The organism is Halodesulfovibrio oceani subsp. galateae (assembly GCF_055397225.1).
In genome coordinates this window covers 3,231,602-3,249,051 of the sequence record NZ_AP042453.1, presented here as the reverse complement: position 1 = coordinate 3,249,051, position 17,450 = coordinate 3,231,602, and the positions used below count along the sequence as shown (strand labels likewise).

The 17,450-nt window shown below is 46.4% G+C and carries 17 protein-coding genes and 1 tRNA gene; 11 read left to right on the top strand and 7 right to left on the bottom strand.

All coding sequences use genetic code 11. The features are described from left to right. Window positions 1-6: 6 nt before the first annotated feature. Together ACZ5V1_RS14355 and ACZ5V1_RS14350 are read right to left on the bottom strand one after the other, a co-directional pair. Entirely contained in the window at window positions 7-1,794 is a 1,788-nt protein-coding gene (locus ACZ5V1_RS14355) for a putative bifunctional diguanylate cyclase/phosphodiesterase (protein WP_464389423.1), read from the bottom strand. A 243-nt stretch (window positions 1,795-2,037) separates the two neighbouring features. Next, a complete protein-coding gene (locus ACZ5V1_RS14350) occupies window positions 2,038-2,592 on the bottom strand; it encodes a tetratricopeptide repeat protein (RefSeq protein WP_464389422.1) in 555 nt (184 codons plus the stop codon). 316 nt (window positions 2,593-2,908) lie between these two features. On the opposite strand from ACZ5V1_RS14350, the gene flgB reads away from it, so the two are divergent. The 7 genes from flgB to ACZ5V1_RS14315 are packed head-to-tail and all read left to right on the top strand — an operon-like array spanning window position 2,909 to window position 8,831. Continuing rightward, on the top strand, window positions 2,909-3,319 hold the full coding sequence (gene flgB, locus ACZ5V1_RS14345) for a flagellar basal body rod protein FlgB (RefSeq protein WP_464384578.1): 411 nt from the start codon (window positions 2,909-2,911) through the stop codon (window positions 3,317-3,319). Further along, the gene (gene flgC, locus ACZ5V1_RS14340) at window positions 3,319-3,759 is read left to right on the top strand and encodes a flagellar basal body rod protein FlgC (protein ID WP_464389421.1); all 441 of its coding nucleotides are present in this window, start codon (window positions 3,319-3,321) and stop codon (window positions 3,757-3,759) included. Before flgB ends, flgC begins: the two co-directional genes overlap by 1 nt. Before the next feature lie 24 nt (window positions 3,760-3,783). Next, a complete protein-coding gene (gene fliE / locus ACZ5V1_RS14335; protein WP_160713927.1) occupies window positions 3,784-4,110 on the top strand; it encodes a flagellar hook-basal body complex protein FliE in 327 nt (108 codons plus the stop codon). Between the two features lie 49 nt (window positions 4,111-4,159). Beyond that, window positions 4,160-5,785: a flagellar basal-body MS-ring/collar protein FliF gene (gene fliF, locus ACZ5V1_RS14330; RefSeq protein WP_464389420.1), complete on the top strand. Its 1,626-nt coding sequence runs from the start codon at window positions 4,160-4,162 to the stop codon at window positions 5,783-5,785. Between the two features lie 34 nt (window positions 5,786-5,819). Beyond that, window positions 5,820-6,770: a flagellar motor switch protein FliG gene (gene fliG, locus ACZ5V1_RS14325; protein ID WP_371416021.1), complete on the top strand. Its 951-nt coding sequence runs from the start codon at window positions 5,820-5,822 to the stop codon at window positions 6,768-6,770. Further along, window positions 6,757-7,521, top strand: coding sequence for a FliH/SctL family protein (locus ACZ5V1_RS14320; protein ID WP_464389419.1), 765 nt, complete (start codon window positions 6,757-6,759; stop codon window positions 7,519-7,521). The genes fliG and ACZ5V1_RS14320 overlap by 14 nt, the downstream gene beginning before the upstream one ends. Then, a complete protein-coding gene (locus ACZ5V1_RS14315; RefSeq protein WP_464389418.1) occupies window positions 7,518-8,831 on the top strand; it encodes a FliI/YscN family ATPase in 1,314 nt (437 codons plus the stop codon). The genes ACZ5V1_RS14320 and ACZ5V1_RS14315 overlap by 4 nt, the downstream gene beginning before the upstream one ends. 659 nt (window positions 8,832-9,490) lie before the next feature. Here ACZ5V1_RS14315 and ACZ5V1_RS14310 read toward each other — a convergent pair. Beyond that, window positions 9,491-9,567 (bottom strand) — tRNA-Arg (locus tag ACZ5V1_RS14310). 471 nt (window positions 9,568-10,038) lie between these two features. Between ACZ5V1_RS14310 and ACZ5V1_RS14305 the strand changes: the two genes are divergently transcribed. Genes ACZ5V1_RS14305 through ACZ5V1_RS14290 form a run of 4 tightly spaced genes read left to right on the top strand, consistent with a single transcriptional unit; the run spans window position 10,039 to window position 13,317 of the window. Then, the gene (locus tag ACZ5V1_RS14305) at window positions 10,039-10,602 is read left to right on the top strand and encodes a UbiX family flavin prenyltransferase (protein WP_160713913.1); all 564 of its coding nucleotides are present in this window, start codon (window positions 10,039-10,041) and stop codon (window positions 10,600-10,602) included. Between the two features lie 29 nt (window positions 10,603-10,631). Then, on the top strand, window positions 10,632-11,351 hold the full coding sequence (locus tag ACZ5V1_RS14300) for a metal-dependent hydrolase (protein ID WP_373794566.1): 720 nt from the start codon (window positions 10,632-10,634) through the stop codon (window positions 11,349-11,351). Between the two features lie 46 nt (window positions 11,352-11,397). Next, window positions 11,398-11,700, top strand: a complete 303-nt coding sequence (locus ACZ5V1_RS14295; protein ID WP_464389417.1) for a GIY-YIG nuclease family protein — start codon at window positions 11,398-11,400, stop codon at window positions 11,698-11,700. A gap of 18 nt (window positions 11,701-11,718) precedes the next feature. Beyond that, window positions 11,719-13,317, top strand: a complete 1,599-nt coding sequence (locus ACZ5V1_RS14290; protein ID WP_464389416.1) for a DEAD/DEAH box helicase — start codon at window positions 11,719-11,721, stop codon at window positions 13,315-13,317. Window positions 13,318-13,536: 219 nt separating this feature from the next. On the opposite strand, the gene ACZ5V1_RS14285 is transcribed toward ACZ5V1_RS14290, so the two are convergent. The 4 genes from ACZ5V1_RS14285 to ACZ5V1_RS14270 all read right to left on the bottom strand — a co-directional run bounded on the left by ACZ5V1_RS14285 (window position 13,537) and on the right by ACZ5V1_RS14270 (window position 17,387). Then, on the bottom strand, window positions 13,537-14,445 hold the full coding sequence (locus ACZ5V1_RS14285) for a DMT family transporter (RefSeq protein ID WP_464389415.1): 909 nt from the start codon (window positions 14,443-14,445) through the stop codon (window positions 13,537-13,539). A 289-nt stretch (window positions 14,446-14,734) separates the two neighbouring features. Continuing rightward, window positions 14,735-15,679 carry a DMT family transporter gene (locus ACZ5V1_RS14280; RefSeq protein WP_464389414.1) on the bottom strand — a complete coding sequence of 315 codons (945 nt, stop codon included), beginning with the start codon at window positions 15,677-15,679 and terminating at the stop codon, window positions 14,735-14,737. Window positions 15,680-15,721: 42 nt separating this feature from the next. Further along, entirely contained in the window at window positions 15,722-16,522 is an 801-nt protein-coding gene (locus ACZ5V1_RS14275) for an ABC transporter permease (RefSeq protein WP_464389413.1), read from the bottom strand. Then, window positions 16,515-17,387 (bottom strand): ABC transporter permease, encoded by an 873-nt coding sequence (locus ACZ5V1_RS14270; protein ID WP_254060429.1) that lies wholly within the window; start codon window positions 17,385-17,387, stop codon window positions 16,515-16,517. The genes ACZ5V1_RS14275 and ACZ5V1_RS14270 overlap by 8 nt, the downstream gene beginning before the upstream one ends. Between the last annotated feature and the right edge of the window lie 63 nt (window positions 17,388-17,450).

The window sequence follows — 17,450 nt, the reverse complement described above, 5'->3', positions numbered from 1 at the left end:
AAGGCGTTAACCTGCCTGCGGAAGGCATTTCTGGGGGGCTTGCATGGAATTGAGAAGGATTGGAAGCTCCTGCGGAGGTATTGGGCGCGAGAATAAATACCCTTGAGAAAAATCACATCCTGCCTCTAGCAGCATTATTCGCTGTTCCTCTTCTTCTACCCCTTCAGCTACAACGGTTAAGCCTAATGCGTGTGCAAGAGCAATTACTGCTTTTACTATTTCATAGTTTGCGGGATTTTTTTCCATGTCTGCAACAAAGCTTCTGTCGATTTTTAAATTGCTGATAGGAAATTGTTGCAGGTACATAAGTGAAGAGTAGCCGGTTCCGAAATCATCAATACATAATCCCACGCCTAATGCTCGTAACCTGCGCAGGGTAATATCTGCATAGTCTGGATTTTCCATAAGCATGGTTTCGGTTACCTCCAGACGAAGACAGTCTGGTGGTAGATTGGTTTTTTCAAGAATATTGGAAACAGTGTCTGTTAGCTCTAAGTCGGAAAGTTGGCGTGCAGAGAGGTTAACGTTCACTTTCAAATTCTTGAAAAGTGGATTGCTCTTGCGCCATCCTGCAAGTGTTGAACATGCTTCATGCAGTACCCATTCGCCAAGTTGCAGGATCAGCCCTGTTTCTTCTGCCAACGGAATAAATTTTGTCGGGGAAATGATGTTGCCCTGACTGTTTTTCCAGCGAACAAGTGCTTCAAAGCCTGTCATGGCACGCGTTACGGTATCTACAACAGGCTGGTATACGAGAAAGAACTCGTCATTAATAAGAGCATTGTGGAGATCAAGTTCCATGCTGATTAGCTTGAGTGCATTGGAGAAAATTTGTGAGTCGTAGACAGCAACTCCATCTGTTCCGTTGGAACGTCCGTGGTTGAGCGCTACATGTGCGTTTTGTAGATAACGTTCTGCTGTGTCTACTTCTGAATCACCGTGCATGACCCCAAAACTGGCAGACATATGAATCTGTTTACCGTTCCATAGGATGGGGCGTTTAATACGCTTGATGAGAGTTTCGATGGAGCGGTGTACGGATTGATGATCAGTGGTGTCTTCGTAGATCAGTACAAACTCATCACCGCCAATTCTGAAGACAGATTCAAAGCCGTATGTAGAAGAGCGGAGACGGTCTGCAAGTTTGCAGAGAATAGCGTCACCGGCGGCATGACCAAGGGAATCGTTAATGTTCTTGAAACGGTCGATGTCTATATAGATGACGGAAAAGTTCCAAAGATTTGCAGCTTTGGCACGAGTAATGGCTTTTTTTATTTTTTCTATGCACTTACAACGGTTAGGGAGTTTTGTAAGGCTGTCATGCCATGTGAAGTGGGTGAGTTGTTGTACAACACTACGATGTGCTGTGATGTCGTGACAAAAAGCTCGAATACCGCAATCGCAACCATCGATGTCTGATGCGCGGCTTGCTTCAAATTTCATCCAGCGTTTTTTGCTGTCCGGCAAGCGGATTTGGAATTCTGCACATGCGTAGTTTTCCCCCTCATCCATCTTGCGCCATAGGCCATGCCATAGGGGAAGGTGTTCTTCAATGAGGATGGCTTCCATGAATCGAGAGTTACGGTAAAAGTGCTTTGCTTCGTATCCACAGCATATTTCGCAGGCGTTGGAAACGACTTCCAGTGCTCCATCAGCGGAATACCAGAATTCCCACAGCGGTGAATGAAGGACCATGTCGCGGGCGGAGTCATTGGCGTAGAAGATGGGGCGGGTGCGCTGCGTGTTGTCTACGTGCTCTGCCTCGGTACTTGTTGGAACCGTAGCTCCTGCCATATCTAACTCCCTGTTGTATTTAGATTGAGCAGGATTAATCCCGTCTAACAGACTAATAAAACATACAAATGTTATATTAAATTACGCTAGTACACGGAATAAAAAAGAACAAGTGTGATGTGTAATATTCTTTAATCTACTTACACAGAAATGTATAACGAGGAAACCGATTAAAAAATAAGGCACCCTGTTCTGAGTCTAAACTCAGCACAGGGTGCCTTACAACTTTGTGGAGGAGGGGAGCTACGCAGCGATGTGCGTGAGTACTTCTTTTGTAGCCTTATGTTCAGGATCAAGGCGTAAAATTTCGTTGAATTCTGCAATAGACTCGTCTTTACGGTTTGTTGAAAAAAGACAAGTTGCATAAGAGAAACGCACTGCTGTGTCAGTTTCGTCTTCTTCCAAAGCGCGTGCAAAAGCAGGAAGAATTTCTTCAACGCGCTCGGTGCTGTAACCCTGCTGAAGAAGGCAGTTAAGAGCTACCTTATCTACTGGATTAATGGAGAGAGCTGTAAGGAAATGGGTAAAACTTTCATCGTGCTTACCCTGTTCCGCAAGAACAAGACCGATACCGGCATGTGCGCGGGCACTTTTTTCCATAGCGGCAGCTTTCATATAGAGTGATAACGCGCCGTCGTAGTCACCAGCAAAGATGCTGACTGCGGCAAGGCCAAGAAGCGGCTCAGAAGATTCGTTATTAAGCTCCATAGCACCTTCAAAACATTCAATAGCTTTAAGAGTGTCGCCTAACGCGAGATGGTATTCGCCAAGTACTTTTAATGTCTGGTAGTCGCTCATACGGGTATCCTTATTGAGTTTAGCTACATCCCCACAAATTCATACGATTAGGCGTGTAGGAAAAATAGTTCAGCTTTTGTGTTTCTGCAGGATATTCAGCAACTACCATGCCAAAATCTATATGCCTTTTCATTCTTAGGAGTGACAATTCTCTGTCACTCCGTTTCTTTTTTTGCAGAATAAAAATGACAAATTTATAAAAGATATAATAAAACTAATTATTTGCAAGTGTGGAACGCCTTTTGCTTTGTATTCAGTACTGTTGGCTCCCTGAACAAGGGAACTAGCGGGAAATTAGTGAAAAGGAGGATCCTGCATGAAAGGTTTATTTGAAACCCATACGTTGCTTAGTGCAAAGGTTATGGACATGCAGTTACAGCGTCAGAATGTTGTCATGAGTAACATGGCAAACCTCAAAACTCCGGGGTATCTCGCTCGCAGGGTTAATTTTGAGGAAGATTTACAGAAAGCGCTGAACATTGATGGTCGTGGAAAGATGACACGCACTTCAGGCAAGCATGTTCCTGCTTCCTTTGATCCGAAGAATTTCGGACCGGAATGGGAAAAAGCAATGCCACTGCGCGTTGTTCACGGTGAAGACCGTGTTGATATGGATAAAGAAATGGCTGTGATGGCTAAAAATACCATGCGCTACAACACACTGGCAACAGTAGTTAAAAGCAACTTTGAAGGTATGAAAAGCATCATCGCAAGCGGAGCTAAATAATGGATTTCATGACAGCACTCGATATCGGAGCTTCTGCGCTCAGTACAGAGCGTACAAGCATGAACGTTATTTCAATGAACCTTGCAAACGCAAAAACCACTCGCACTCCTGAAGGCGGTCCGTACCGACGTAAAACCGTTGTGTTGCAGGCAACTGAAGTTGACCATCCGTTCAGCAAGCAGATGCAGTCTGCAATGGATAGAGACTTACGCGGGGTACGAGTCAGTCAGGTCGCACAGGATTCACGCCCGCTTAAACAGGTTTATGAACCTGGGCATCCTGATGCAAATGAAGAAGGATATGTTTTTTATCCGGATATCAACGTAGTGGAAGAGATGGCTAATCTCATGACTGTACAGCGCAGTTACGAGGCAAACATTTCCTCAATGGATGCCGTAAAAACTATGTACAACAAAGCATTGGAGCTTGGCCGCGGTTAGGCGGGCAATGTTAGGGAGTAATCCATGTCTATTCAGAATATAGGAATGAAGGCGTACTCAGAAGCCTTAAACAGTTTTGCAGCTGGTAATAAAAAGGTGCAGCAGTCCACTGCATCTGAAGAAAAAACAACCACCTCTTTTATAGATACGGTTGAAGCATCTGTGAAAAAAGTAAACGACATGCAGCAGGAAAAATCTGTTATGGTCGAATCTTTTGCTTCAGGTGAGCAGCAAAACGTACACGAACTTATGATTACGTTGCAAAAAGCAAGTGTAGCTATGAACCTTACGTCCGCCGTACGTAACAAGGTTCTTAATGCTTACAACGAAATCAGCAAAATGCAGTTCTAATTCTTACTGTTATATCGCCTTTTATTAACTGTATTTTTCGGAGTAAATAATGTCCCCCATGTTAAACGATGCTGTCGATCGCACAAAAAATTTCTGGTCGAGTATTACCCTCTCGCAACGGGTATTTATCGGTGGTCTTGCGCTTACTGTACTCGGCGTGTTTTTCGCGTTGTTGTTCTGGCTGAATAAGCCGGACATGCAGTTGCTATACTCTAATCTTGCTCTTGAGGATGCGAATAGAATCGTTAAAGTTTTGCAGGCTGAAAAAGTTCCTTACAGTCTGGAAAACAACGGCTCCACCATTCTTGTGTCAGCAGATAAAGTATACGACATGCGTATTAAGATCGCCGGTGAAGGTGGTTTAACTGGGCAGGGCATTGGCTTCGAAGTCTTTGATGAAGTAAAAGTCGGGCAGACAGAATTTGTACAGAAAATTAACTACCAGCGCGCACTTCAGGGTGAACTGAGCCGTACCATTACGGAATTCCCTGCGGTAGAATCAGCCCGTGTGCATCTGGTAATCCCTCAGAAAAGCTTGTTCATTGAGGAAGAGCTGCCACCATCTGCTTCTGTTGTTTTGACCCTCGCAGAGGGACAAAAAATGTCCAATAAAGATGTTACGGCAGTCGTTAACCTCATGACCATGTCTGTTGAAGGTTTGGAAAAAGGTCGCGTATCCATCGCGGATACAAAGGGTACTGTGCTGTATCACCCTGAAGATGAAACTTCCATCGAGGGTATGACATCAACACAGTTCGACCATAAACAGACCATCCAGCGAAATCTGGAAATGCGCATTCAGGAACTCTTGTATCCTATCATTGGCGCAGGCAAGGTTATTGCGAAAGTTAACGCAGACCTTGATTTCAATCAGCGTACTATCCGTAAAGAGTTGTACGATCCAGACAGTGCCGTTATTCGTTCCGAGCAGAAAAGCGAAGAAACAACTCGCGGTAGTGCTAACCTTGAAGCGGGAACTCCTGATGCAAACTTCAGGGGTGATGGTATCGGCGGCAGCATAAGCCAGCAGGATTCTACTCGTGAAACATCTACCCTCAACTACGAAATCAACAAAGAAGAGCAGAACATCGTAACCCCTGTGGGGCAGGTGGATCGACTCAGTATTGCGGTTGTAGTTGACGGTATGTACGCAGCAAATGCAGAAACTGGTGAGATGGTATTTACACCGCGTACTGAAGAAGAAATGACTCGCATCAGAGAGTTGGTTTCCAACGCGGTAGGTTTTGAGACAGCTCGTGGTGACGCCATTGAAGTTTCCTGTATCGCTTTCGGTGAACTGAATGTAGAACGCGAACGCAGTCTTGCAGAAGTAATCGGGGACTATGCAATGCGCATGGGTAAGCCGATTCTTAACGCAGTACTCGTTTTTCTCTTCCTCCTTCTTATTGTTCGTCCAGTTATTCTCGCACTTATTCGACCTAAGGTTGAAGCAGGCGAGGTGATGGAAGGTCTTGAAGGACTTCCAATGGGCGAAGAGCGCATAGCGCTTATTGAAGGTGAAGAAGAGATTGATGCATTGGATGCACTGAAGAAGATTGAAGACATTAAGGCGCATGCATTACAGATTTCCGAACAGAACATGGAACAGGCTGTAGGCATCTTGAAGTCTTGGCTTAAAGATACCGGAGGGCAGAAAGTTGGCCACTCAGCTTAAAGGCGCGGAAAAAACCGCCGTATTACTCCTGGCGATGGGAGACAAGTTCACCGCCGAGACATTTAAACGTCTCGACCGTGCAGACATTGCTCAAATTTCAAAAGCTATGATGGAACTGGACACAGTTCCTAAAGAAGATGTCGAAGACATTTTACGTGAGTTTCACCATTCAATGATCGCGGGCAAAGAGATGATTTCCGGTGGCGAAGAAGCCACCCGTCGTATGCTCCTGAAAAACCTTGATAGCGAAACCGCCAAGTACATTATGGATACACTGGAGCTGGATAACGGTCCGGCACCGTTCCGTGAACTTGAAAACGTAAGTCCTCGTATTCTTGCTCAGATCCTGCGTAACGAACACCCGCAGACACTGGCACTTATTCTTGGTCACCTGCATTCAGATCAGGCAGCAGAGCTTATTCAGATGCTCCCTGCCGGAATCAGACCAGAGGTGCTTATGCGTCTTGCCCGTCTTGAAGCAGTACCGGAAGATATGCTTATGGCAGTAGACAAAGTGTTGCAGAGCCAGCTCATTGCAATGGGTGGCAAGGAAGGCAAGAAAGTGGGCGGCGTTGCTGCTGTTGCGGAAATCCTCAACGCAGTGGACCGTGCTACCGAAGAAGAAGTACTCGCAGAGATCGAAGAAGAATCTGTACAGATGGCAGAAGACATTCGAAACCTCATGTTCGTATTCGAAGACGTGGCAACACTGGACGGTCGTGGTATTCGCGAGCTGCTGAAAGAAGTATCCAACGAGGATATGACTATGGCACTCAAAGGTGCTTCCGACGATATGCAGGACGTATTCTTCAGCAACATGTCCGAGCGTGCGGCAACCATGATACGGGAAGATTTGGAGATCATGGGACCTACAAAGCTTTCCGACGTAGAGGGTTCACAGCAGACAATTGTAAAGATTGTACGCCGCCTCGAAATGGAAGGACGCATAGCCATCGGACGCGGAGGCAACGATGTCTTCATCTAACATTATCTCCGGCAATATTTTATCCGACACAGCTGCACCGAAAGGTGTGGCTGCGTGGGGTACCATTTTCACCGGTCCCGGTGCTTCTAACGAGCACACTCTGGAAGGCGTGGAAGGTTCACGTTCCCAGCAGTGGGATGACGCCACAGAAGCTGCCTACATGCAGCGGGTTCGTGAGCGTGCAGCCGAACGTGCTTCAAGCATTCTTGCTAAAGCGCGTGAAGAAGCAGCTTGGATTAAAGAAAAAGCACATCAGGAAGGCTACGAGCAAGGTTGCCAGCAGGCTCAGGAAGAGCTTGCAGCATTACAGCAGCAGCATGCGGATTCTGTATCCGGTGTTCTCGGTGCCATTCAGGGACAGTGCTCCAACATTTTTAATAATTGGCGCAGCGAGCTCGTAACTATTGTCCGCTCTGCTGTTGAACGTACTTGCGCAGTAGAGATGTCAGAAAACCGACAGGCATCTTTGGAAAAGCTTTTTGCAGAAGCTGTACAGGTTCTGGACGAGCGCAGACAGCTAGTTATTACCGTGCATCCAGATGACGAAGAGATGATTACCGGCATTGTTCAAAATGCTCAGAACCACTATAGCGGTCTGGAAGCATGGAACGTAAAATCTGATCCTACAATTGTTGCCGGTGGTATTCTTGTGGAAAGTCGTGATGGCATGGTGGACAACACCATCGTCAGTCGCAAACAGGCCGTAGACGAAATTTTAGATCAGCTTGTGATTCCAGAGGATCAGATATGATCGACCCGCGTGGTGCCCTTGAGTTGCTGACAAACTTAGAGCCGAACCAGTCTTTTGGTAAGGTGAACAAAGTTGTCGGTCTCATTGTAGAAGGGTGCGGAATCAAAGCTCCTTTAGGGTCCGTATGCCAGCTTATTCCTGAAGACGGCGCAGAGCAGATTCCGGCAGAGGTCGTAGGTTTTCGTGACGGCAACATTCTGTTCATGCCGTACGGTGATATGCGCGGCATTAAGCCGGGGTCACTTATCCGAAATTCAAGCCTGCCGCCGACTTTTCCTGTGGGCAATGACATGCTCGGCAAAGCGTTTGATGCGTTTGGCAATGAGCTTGGATCAGAAATGCCGATGCACACAGCAGAAGGCTACAAGCCGTTGTATGCATCACCACCTAACCCGCTTTCCCGTGCGCGCATTGTAGAGCCGCTGGACGTTGGAGTACGCTCCATCAACAGTCTCATCACATTGGGCAAAGGACAGCGTGTTGGTATTATGGCGGGTTCCGGTGTTGGTAAATCTACTCTTATGGGTATGATGGCTCGATACACTGAAGCTGATATTAACGTCATTGCGCTGATTGGCGAACGTGGGCGTGAGGTTCTGGAATTCATGGAAAAGGATTTAGGTCCTGAAGGGATGAAGCGCTCAGTACTTCTCGTGGCAACATCCGACCAATCACCGCTTGTACGTATGCGTGCCGCTTATGCTGCAACCGCAGTGGCAGAATTTTATCGTGATCAGGGCAAAAACGTTCTGCTCATGATGGACTCAGTAACCCGATTCGCAATGGCAGCTCGTGAAGTTGGTCTTGCAACGGGTGAACCGCCAACAACCAAGGGTTACACCCCAACAGTATTTACTCAGCTTCCAAAACTTTTGGAACGCGCAGGCAACAGCGATAAAGGCAGTATCACCGGAATCTATACCGTTCTTGTTGATGGTGATGATTTCAACGAGCCAATCGCTGATGCAGTTCGTTCAATCCTCGACGGACATATCGTTTTAACGCGTGATCTTGCGGATAACGGACATTATCCAGCAATCGACGTTTTACGTTCTGTCTCTCGTCTTCGTGGTGATATTTGTACCCGTGACGTTATCGAGGAAGGACAGTCTGTAACCAAGTTGCTGGCTGCCTATAAGAAAGTGGAAGATATGGTAAACATCGGTGCATATTCCCACGGATCAAACCCAGTGGTGGATAAAGCCATCGCAATGGTGCCGAAAGTAAACGAATTTTTGCAGCAACGGGTAGAAGATCCTTGTACTATCGAGGAATCCTATTCTCAGTTGCATACTTTAGTACAACAATAAATCGGAGCAGCCGAAAGCAACGGGAAGGGACGCCCGTACTCCAGCGCACTGTACGGCGATATGACAGTACGCATCGCTGACAGGCTGTTTTGTTTAATGCAGTACACATGAAAAAGGGTCGTGACATTATGTCACGGCCTTCTTTTTGTGGTTTTGATGTAATTTGCTTTGACCTAGCTTGCACTGTTTGGAGAGATTGCCAATTTTTTTCAAGGCTCGAAAGCTTGTACTACTAACTGGTCTGAAATATGAAATTTTGTTACATTCAAAAAAGATTTATGACTTTTGGGACTGATGCTTCCAATCGTAAGAAATTTGTTTTTCCGAAAGGTTTGAGTAGGATGCCAGCGAGTGATATGGAAATGCTGTGCTTAATTGGTGTGTTATGCTGATGTTTTTAATGATCACTCATTTCAGGTGAGAGCACTGTTGAGAACGCAACGTACCCTTGAGGACAAAGGTTTCTCGTAGAGAACTGAGTGGCTGTGGGAAAAAAATATGGACAGGATGAAATGAAAGCTTGATGTAAATGTAACATCTGTTACACTCGCGTAGTTGTAGAGAAAGAATTGTGCACAGAACTGTGCAGCAGGGCATAGATAATAAAAAATCCCCTTACAAAATTGCAAGGGGACTTTTCTTTGTGATGTCTCACAAAGTGGTGGGCTATACAGGAGTCGAACCTGTGGCCTCTGCCTCCGGAGGGCAGCGCTCTATCCAGCTGAGCTAATAGCCCGTGGGCGATTAAGTAGACTTGAGAGTCTATGATGTCAAGTTATATAACGTGTTGCCATGCCCTGTCAGCATAAAATGATGTAAAGTACGTAAACGAGAATGTCAGCGGGACATGAGGCTTTTGTGCCGTGAGAGGTCTGTTTGCAGGCACTCCATTGTGTCTCGATTTGTCTCGAATTGCATCATGAAAAAGCAGAAAGTCACATATTTGTTATTTAAGACTGTTCGAGCTACAAATATTTTGAACTTGTTACAACAAATAACAAAAAAAGAAATGAAATTTAACAAAATTGTATAAAACGTGAGAAAAAACCTTTTTAAAGATTATTTCTCTAGCACTCGTATAATTAGTTTGGTAAAGCCGCTTGCAAGACAATAATGCAAAGCAAATGGTCTTTGCTGTTAGTTTGTCTTGTCTGCGTTTTTTTAATGTTACACCGGAACAGAGATGCTCCGATAGTAAGTGAGAGTCATGAAAAAGATTGTTGTAGCCGTGACAGGCGCCAGTGGCATGCCACTGTCAGTTACGCTGCTCAAAGAACTCGCCGCCACTTCTCAGGCTGAAGTACATCTTATTGTATCTGATGCAGCTAAGACAGTCCTCGAGCTTGAGTCAGGGCTTACTCTCGATCATCTTACCTCCTATGCGCACTCTGTTTACTCACAACATGAATTCGGGGCAGCACCGGCAAGTGGCTCCTGGTTGCACGACGGTATGATTATTTGTCCGTGCTCTATGGCCTCTCTTGGCGCAATCGCCAACGGTATCGGTTCTAACCTTATACATAGAGCTGCTGATGTAACTTTGAAAGAACGTAGAAAGCTTATTCTTGTTCCTCGCGAGACACCGCTGAATCGTATACACTTGCAGAACATGCTCGCGGCCGATGAAGCAGGTGCGCTTATTATGCCACCTACTCCGGGCTTTTATTCAAAGCCTGAGACGATAGAAGATATTTGTACTCATCTGGTAGGTAGAATGCTTGATCATTTAGGCATCGAGCATGCTTTAGTTAAACGCTGGAACGGCATTTAGCCGCTTCAACTTTAGCCGGAGGAAAGCACATGCAGGAATTGCAATGGAATGGACACGCGAATTTTCAACTGAAAACTCCTTCAGCGACAATATTAATTGATCCGTTTTTTGAAGGAAATCCTTCTGCCGCCAGCACATGGCAGAATGCATCGAAACCGGATGCTGTATTTGTGACCCACGATCACGACGACCATACCGGTTCAACAGTTGAAATTTGTAAATCCACAGGTGCTAAGCTTGGTGCGATTGTCGGTACAGCTGATAAGTTAGTAGCGGCAGGCATTCCGCAGGAACAGGTTATTAATGGCATCGGTTTTAATATTGGTGGTACCATTGTGGTGGAAGGTGTGAGTGTGACCATGACACAAGCCTACCATTCCACAGAATCCGGTGCTCCTGTCGGGTATATTTTCCGACTGGACGACGGGTACACCGTATATCATGCCGGTGACACAGGAATTTTCTCAGGAATGGAATTATGGGGGCGATTGTATGACATCGATCTCGCCCTGCTGCCGATAGGTGGCGTGTTTACTATGGATGCAAAACAGGCGGCGCTCGCATGCAGTCTGCTTAAATGCAAAAGCGTGATGCCGATGCATTGGGGCACCTTCCCCGTCCTTGAACAGAACACAAAAGATTTTGCTTACCAGTTAAAGAATTATGCTCCGGATTGTCGCCTATACGATTTAAAACCGGGTGATACTTTGAAGCTTGAAAACACAACTGCTGCTGACTGTAAATGTTAGCAGAAGTCAGTGAATTGCATGGACTGGTATCGGGCAAGACAAAACGATGTCGAAAAAAACAAGTTGGGTAGTCTATCTTGTGCGATGTGCAGACGGTTCGCTCTACTGCGGCATAACAACCGATATGGACAGACGCCTTGGCGAACATAACTCGGGTAAAGGAGCAAAATATACACGCTCCAGACGCCCAGTTTCCCTGATTGCCAGCGCCTTTGTTCCGGATCGGAGCACAGCTTCTAAGATAGAATGTAACATAAAAAGACAGCCCTCCGGCAAGAAAGTAGATACTCTGAACAGGTGCGTCAGAGAGTACGCTTCTTCTGCAGCGCAGTCACAAGATGCCAGTTAGTGCATAAGGAATTTTATTATGGAAAGATGTATTTTTTCTGATCTCCCGTTGTCTCCGGAGTTATTGAAAGCAGTTGAAGACATGGGATTTGAAGAAGCATCTCCAATTCAGGCTTTGGCCATCCCGCCTCTTCTTGAAGGTAAGGACGTAATTGGTCAGGCTCAGACAGGTACGGGTAAAACCGCAGCGTTCGGTATTCCAGCTTTGGAAAAAGTCGACGTGCGTCAAAAATCTCCACAGGCAATCATTCTTTGCCCTACTCGTGAACTTGCTATTCAGGTTGCTACAGAGATTACTGAACTCGCTAAGCGTAAACGTGGCGTGTTTGTACTTCCTATTTACGGTGGCCAGCCAATTGATCGTCAGATTAAAGCTCTGCGTCGTGGTGTTCAGGTTATCGTAGGTACTCCTGGTCGTGTAATGGACCACATGAAACGTGGTACTATTTCCCTTCAGGAAATCAGCATGGCTGTTCTTGATGAAGCGGATGAAATGCTCGATATGGGCTTCCGTGATGACATCGAGTTCATCCTTGAACAGGTTCCGGAAAAAAGCCAGACTGTATTCTTCTCCGCTACCATGCGTGACGAGATTCTTTCTCTTGCTAAACGTTTTCTTACAGATCCTGAGTTCCTTAAAGTTACTCAGAAAGTTCTCACTGTTCCTAACATTGAGCAGATCTACTACGAAGTTCGTCCTTTCCAGAAAATGGATGCCCTTTGTCGTGTACTCGACGTATACAACCCTAAGCTCACAATCGTATTCTGCTCCACAAAACGTGGCGTAGACGAACTTACTGCGAACCTGCAGGGTCATGGTTATCAGGCAGACGGTCTGCACGGTAACTTGAACCAGACTCAGCGTGACCGGGTTATGAACCGTTTCCGTAAAGGTAACATCGAAGTGCTCGTTGCAACCGACGTAGCAGCTCGTGGTATCGACGTAGACGACGTTGAAGCAGTAGTTAACTACGATATCCCTAACGATGTAGAATACTACGTTCACCGTATCGGCCGTACAGGTCGTGCAGGTCGTATGGGTCGTGCGTTTACTTTTGTTTCCGGTAAAGAGTTCTGGAAGCTTCGCGATATCAAACGCTACACTAAAGCACGTATCGTACAGCACCAGGTTCCTACCATTGCTGACGTTGAAAATGCGAAATCAAGCAAACTGCTTGACGAAATTCGCGACAACATCAACAAGCACGAACTTGATCGTTACCTCACAATCGTTAATGACTTCATTCAGAACGAATTTGATGGCGACCTCACTACTACTGAGATGGCAGCAGCGCTGCTTAAAATTCTCATGCATCGTGAACTCGGTGACGCAATGCCGGAAGAGAAAAAATCCTTCGGCGACACTGGCGCACAGGCAGGCATGGTACGTCTGTTCATCAACGTTGGTCGCAAAAGCCGTATCGGCGCACGTGACATCGTAGGTGCAATCGCTGGTGAATCCGGTCTTCCTGGTAAAATGATTGGTGCAATCGATATTTACGATCGCTTCACCTTCGTTGAAGTTCCAGAAGACTACGCACAGGAAGTTCTTAACGTAATGAACGGCAACCAGATTCGCGGCAACAAATTGTTCGTTGAACCTGCTTCCCGTCGATAAGACTCCTAGCTATAGAAATAAGAAAGGCTGCCCGTTTGGGCAGCCTTTTTTTATGGTCTTTTGTCTGTGAGATGTCGCTGCATATTGTTGTTGAACAATGAGCAAGCGACTTTTTTTGTAAGATGTAATCCGCGGACAGCCTGACTTTTACATGGGAAACAGGGTGCGGATTAGTACAACAGAACCAGAATCGGTATGTCGTTCTGTCTGAATATTTTGTTACTGGCTTGTTGTTACTTTTAACTTCTTAGCTGGTGAGATTTGCGTCAGAATTACGCCGCCAAGAACAAGACCGGATGCCACAAACTGTGCTGTGGAGAGCCGATCTCCAAGAAACAAAAAGCCCATGAGCATGGTAAATACAGGAATAAGGTTGGTAAATCCGGAGGCTTGTCCTGCCGGTACTTTGCTTAATCCGTAGTTGTACATACCGTATGCGCCCATTGTTACAACGCTTGCAAGATAGAGAACGGCAATGGTTGCGTCCTGCGGGTATTCTGTCGGAAAGGCATCAGGGGTGAACATAAGCAGCGGCAGAAAGAAAATAGCTCCGACCCATGCCTGCAGCGCCGTAATAAACAGCGGTGAGTAACGGTTGGAAAGGTTTTTTGCCGTAATCATGTAGCCTGTTGCAGATACCATGGCGAGAGTTTCAAGCGTGTTGCCAAGCATCGGGTTCGGTGCGTTTTCTGTTGCTGATGCTCCCCATGAGAGCATTATGACGCCGAATGCCGCAAGAATAAATCCTGCCCATACGCGCAGAGCCAGTTTTTCTTTAAGAACAAAGAACGCGGCAATGGCTACAAACACTGGGAGTGTCGCAACAATCATTCCTGCCTGTGTGGCTGATGTATATTTGAGCGCGTATGCCTCGAAAAGAAAATACAGGCCGGGTTCACATACTGCCATGAAAATAAGCTGCTTCCAGTCCTCTCGTCGGACTTTAAGACCACGAAAATTCCTCCAGAGTACAAGAAAGAGTATGGATGCAATGATCATGCGTCCAAATACAACAGCAATAGGCGAAAAGCCTGTTACAGCAATCTTCATTGCGATGAATGAACTCGCCCACAGAACCATAGCACTGAAAAGTGACAAGGTAGGAAGAAGGTGGTCTTTAGTAAGCATTGTTTTGGAATCCTGAAAATAAAATCTGAAAGGAACTGCTACTGATCAACGAACAACGAACAACGAACAACGAACAATGGATGACGAATGACGGATGATCAAAGCACAGTTAGTCGCAGTCGGGAGAGGGGAATAGTAGAGCGATAGTCCTCATGGAGTACTGCTTTTTATTCACCCGACTCAGCCTCTGGAAAGGAGAAGTAGTAGCTGTCTGAAGAACTACTATAAGTTAGACACCATGTCAGTAGTCACTTTCTTCAGTGTTGTAAATCAGATTAGTAGCTGATTTTTATTGCTCTTCAAGTACGGGGATCAGCGGTGTTTCAACTGAAGAATTTTCTACTGTTTCTCTACTGCTTCGGCGCTGGCTCATCCAGACTCCGGCAAGAACAAGAATGCAGGCTGCGTACTGCAAGAGAGTGAGAGATTCAGAAAGAATCACGTGACCAAGTCCGATGGCAATGACCGGTATAAGATTGCCGTATGCTGAAGCTTGAGCCGCAGGAACATGACGCAGTCCGTAGTTATAGAAGAGATATGCCCCGAAGCTTACGGCGGTTCCAAGATACAGGATTGCCAACACAGCGTCGGGTTGCACGTTTACGGGAATGGTTTCTCCGGAAAGAAGGAGAATGGGGAAAAAGAAGACCGTTCCTATCCATGCTTGTAGTGCCGTTAGTGTGAATGCCGAATAAGAGGCGCAAAGGCGCTTTGCAGTCAAAATATATCCCGTAGCTGACAACATGGCCATCATTTCAAAAAAGTTCCCTAAAAGGGGGTTTGGAGCCGAATCAGTGGCAATGCTTTTCATGGAGAGAAGCGCCACGCCGCCAATGGCTGTAATAAATCCAGCCCAGACTATTTTGGGCTGTTTTTCTCGATAGAGTAGATATGATCCCACAGCCACAAAAATAGGAACAATGGAGCAGATCATCCCTGCTTGTGATGCGGAGGTGTATTTCAGTGCATGTGCTTCAAAGATGAAAAGCAGGCACGGCTCACAGAGCACCAAAAAAGCAAAAGTCTTCCAGTGTTCGCGAGGGATTTTTTTGATTTCGATTCGGCGCCATTGAGTCAGTAGAACAAGTGAGGCAATAGCCATACGGCAGGAGACCACAAGCATTGGTGAAAATGCGACAATGGCGAACTTCATCGCAACAAAAGAGCTCGCCCATAGCGTCATGGCAGCGCAAAGCGAGAGTTGCGGAAGAAGTGAAGGATGTTTGGTTAGCATGATGTCTGTATCGTATAGAAGGCTGAAGGCGGAGAGTGTTTTTTAGTACAGTCCTGCCCGTTGATAGAAGCGGCGTACGGAGAGTTCTACCAGAACGAACAGTACAACCGGAACAATCAGGAATATGAGCGTGAGCGCGCTTGCCATGGCTCTATCTGCCCCTGTGATAAACGGGAACAGGTAGCCGGTGAAGGAAGGCACAACGCCGCCGCCAATGAGGAATACGAGATAGTAATCTGAAAAGGCCACTAAAAAGACCACAGAACCACCCGCGATAATGCTTGGGAGCAGGAGTGGAAATGTTACATATCGTAGTTGCATCCATAAAGACGCACCGAGATTTTTTGCGCAGAGTTCATATTCTTCGTTGTATGCCTCAAAGCCTGAAATAAGGGCGCGAAGCATGAACGGGTAGCTGAAAATAGTCAAGATGAGCACAACCCCCGTAAAGGTATCTGCCAGAGAAAATTTGATGAATACGTGATGAATCCCCATAGAGAACGTCATGGCTGGAACGAGCGCAGGTGTAAGCAAAATTCCTTGCAACACATTCTTACCTGCAAAACGAACTCGCGCAAAATGGTAAGCAGGTAAAAGGCAGAGTATAAGCGTGCAGAATGTCGTCGCCAGTGAGTACAACACTGAAACGCCAAGGTGCAGCAGGATAGGGTTGCTATGCTGCCATACCGATTGCAACGCCTTGGTGGAATACTGTGTTGGAATAATATCCGGCCATGTCCAGCCGGGGGCGAATAAGGATATGACGAGCACCGCGGTGGGCCCGACGAAAAAGAGTATAAAAAACAAGAACAATAGTTTGTGGCGCAGGGTGGTTTTAGCCATGTATTTCCTCCGGACGTGTCTTTGCTACTGATCGCAGATAGAAGGTGAGAAAGACAATGGAGAATAGAAAGATACTGATGAGGATCGCCATGGCTTGCGGGCGATGGTACAGCTCTTTTCTAAAGTACATGTTGTACGCTTCAATGCTGAGCATGGCAGGCTGTGAGCCGCCGAGTAAAAACGGAATTTCAAATGCACCGAATCCGAAAAGGAAAAGGATGCAAAATGTTGAATGCAGAGCACCGCAGATGTGTGGGTACGTGACCGTGCGAAATGTGCGGAAATGTCCTGCTCCCAGCATGTAAGCTGTTTCCAGCAGACGCATATCCAGTCGTTTGAGTGAGGCATAGACCATGAGCAACGCAAATGGAATTTGCTTGTAGGTGTAGGCGATGATCATGCCCCAACCGTCTCCCCCGAATAATATAGATGGAAAATCCTGCGGTGTGGCGGTAACTCCCGCATGGAACATGGCAGACGAAACCAGCCCTGATTTTGCCCAGAAAAAGAAAACGATAAACCCTACCGCAAGGTGCGGCAGAATGAGGGGAATTTTGTAGATAACCCCCGCCTGCTGCAATACAGACGGCATTCGCCATAATCCGACAGCCAGAACGGTACCGATGGCCACAGAAAAGAGCGCAGCCAGTGCGCCGACTTTTATGGACAGAAGAAACGAACGCAGCATATAGGGTGTAAGCAACGCTTTGTAGCTGTCGAGTAGACCGCCTTCATAGGGAAACGGTAATCCCATTCCTAAAGATTGAAGAACAGCCAGTACTATTCCTCCGACAAAAAAAAGGAAAAAAGGAATGAGTAATGGTGATAAATAGCGTAAATTCAAAAATATAGACTGGTTAGGCATGAGGTTCCATTGCTGTAGATCATATGAATACTATATCTGCACGTTACAGGAATCGCGGCTAAC

Excerpts from the sequence above, each read along its gene's own strand:
- ACZ5V1_RS14355 (WP_464389423.1), bottom strand. The coding sequence starts at position 1,794 with ATGGCAGGAGCTACGGTTCCAACAAGTACCGAGGCAGAGCACGTAGAC.
- ACZ5V1_RS14350 (WP_464389422.1), bottom strand. The coding sequence starts at position 2,592 with ATGAGCGACTACCAGACATTAAAAGTACTTGGCGAATACCATCTCGCG.
- flgB (WP_464384578.1), top strand. The coding sequence starts at position 2,909 with ATGAAAGGTTTATTTGAAACCCATACGTTGCTTAGTGCAAAGGTTATG.
- flgC (WP_464389421.1), top strand. The coding sequence starts at position 3,319 with ATGGATTTCATGACAGCACTCGATATCGGAGCTTCTGCGCTCAGTACA.
- fliE (WP_160713927.1), top strand. The coding sequence starts at position 3,784 with ATGTCTATTCAGAATATAGGAATGAAGGCGTACTCAGAAGCCTTAAAC.
- fliF (WP_464389420.1), top strand. The coding sequence starts at position 4,160 with ATGTCCCCCATGTTAAACGATGCTGTCGATCGCACAAAAAATTTCTGG.
- fliG (WP_371416021.1), top strand. The coding sequence starts at position 5,820 with ATGGGAGACAAGTTCACCGCCGAGACATTTAAACGTCTCGACCGTGCA.
- ACZ5V1_RS14320 (WP_464389419.1), top strand. The coding sequence starts at position 6,757 with ATGTCTTCATCTAACATTATCTCCGGCAATATTTTATCCGACACAGCT.
- ACZ5V1_RS14315 (WP_464389418.1), top strand. The coding sequence starts at position 7,518 with ATGATCGACCCGCGTGGTGCCCTTGAGTTGCTGACAAACTTAGAGCCG.
- ACZ5V1_RS14305 (WP_160713913.1), top strand. The coding sequence starts at position 10,039 with ATGAAAAAGATTGTTGTAGCCGTGACAGGCGCCAGTGGCATGCCACTG.
- ACZ5V1_RS14300 (WP_373794566.1), top strand. The coding sequence starts at position 10,632 with ATGCAGGAATTGCAATGGAATGGACACGCGAATTTTCAACTGAAAACT.
- ACZ5V1_RS14295 (WP_464389417.1), top strand. The coding sequence starts at position 11,398 with ATGTCGAAAAAAACAAGTTGGGTAGTCTATCTTGTGCGATGTGCAGAC.
- ACZ5V1_RS14290 (WP_464389416.1), top strand. The coding sequence starts at position 11,719 with ATGGAAAGATGTATTTTTTCTGATCTCCCGTTGTCTCCGGAGTTATTG.
- ACZ5V1_RS14285 (WP_464389415.1), bottom strand. The coding sequence starts at position 14,445 with ATGCTTACTAAAGACCACCTTCTTCCTACCTTGTCACTTTTCAGTGCT.
- ACZ5V1_RS14280 (WP_464389414.1), bottom strand. The coding sequence starts at position 15,679 with ATGCTAACCAAACATCCTTCACTTCTTCCGCAACTCTCGCTTTGCGCT.
- ACZ5V1_RS14275 (WP_464389413.1), bottom strand. The coding sequence starts at position 16,522 with ATGGCTAAAACCACCCTGCGCCACAAACTATTGTTCTTGTTTTTTATA.
- ACZ5V1_RS14270 (WP_254060429.1), bottom strand. The coding sequence starts at position 17,387 with ATGCCTAACCAGTCTATATTTTTGAATTTACGCTATTTATCACCATTA.